The organism is Mycobacterium sp. E2462 (genome assembly GCF_001672685.1).
Taxonomy (GTDB): Bacteria; Actinomycetota; Actinomycetes; order Mycobacteriales; family Mycobacteriaceae; genus Mycobacterium.
On the sequence record NZ_LZKC01000095.1, the window covers coordinates 1 to 963 of the forward strand.

General features: G+C 72.1%; 3 pseudogenes. 1 reads left to right on the forward strand and 2 read right to left on the reverse strand.

The features are described 5' to 3' along the window. Positions 1 to 62: 62 nt before the first annotated feature. Positions 63 to 125, forward strand: a pseudogene (locus A5714_RS26945) (hypothetical protein); the annotation flags it as partial. 33 nt (positions 126 to 158) lie between these two features. Here A5714_RS26945 and A5714_RS25895 read toward each other — a convergent pair. After that, a pseudogene (locus A5714_RS25895) lies at positions 159 to 566 on the reverse strand (GntR family transcriptional regulator); the annotation flags it as partial. A gap of 115 nt (positions 567 to 681) precedes the next feature. Further along, positions 682 to 963 (reverse strand): annotated as a pseudogene (locus tag A5714_RS04715) (hypothetical protein); the annotation flags it as partial.

The window sequence follows — 963 nt, forward strand, 5'->3', positions numbered from 1 at the left end:
TGCTCGTCACCGCCCCGCCGTCGGTGGCGCGCCGGTTGCGGCTGCAGCCCGGCGAACAGGCGGTGTTCGTCGAGCGGTTGCGTTACCTCGGCGAGCTGCCGCTCAGCCTGGACCTGACCTACCTGGCCCCGCAGGTCGGCCGGGGGGTCCTCGAATTCCCGCTCGACGAACACCGCCTGTTCGCCGGGCTGCAGCCGCAACCGGCGCGCCACCGACGGCGGGGCGGTGACGAGCATTGCGGCCCGCACCTCGTTGCGGACCTCGCCGAGGTCCTTGAACGTCTCCTTGAGCCCCAGCAGCGCGTCGAGGCCGTGGTCGTACTTGCGTTGCGCCACATGGGTGCCGACCTTGGGGCCGCGATCGATCAGTCCCTCGTGCTTGAGGACGGCCAACGCCTCGCGAACCGTGTTGCGCGACACCGAGAACTCGGCGGCCAGCTCCTGCTCGGCCGGCAGCCCTTCGGGGTATGCCCCGGCGTGGATCTGCTGGCGCAGCACGTCGGCCACCCGCCGGGCACGGTCGGCCCGGTGTCCTCCGAGGGGTATGGGGTGCGCCACGGGAGTCACGCTAACGCAGCTCAGGGGCGTTTTCCGGGCGCGCTGCGGGCACCGAAAACGGCCGGGCGACGCATTGCGCCGGGCAGCGCATGACGGCGACCAGCGAAAACCGGGGACGGTTCAGCTATTGCGCCACCCGCGCGCCGACGAGGCATTTGCGATCCCGCTGAGTGGAACCGGAGTCGCTGGGCACCAGTGCGACCGCGGCCAGCGGAAACAGCGCGCACAGCGCCCATGCCGCCGGATACCCGGCCGCCATGATCGTCGCGCCGACCACCGGCGGCCCCGCCGCGGCGGTGAGCCGCTGGCCGGTGTTCTGCAGGCCCAGCGCGCGCCCACTCCAGAACGGGCCGGCGTGTTCGGTGATCGCGGTGGCTTCCAGCCCATTGTCGAGGACGGCGATCAC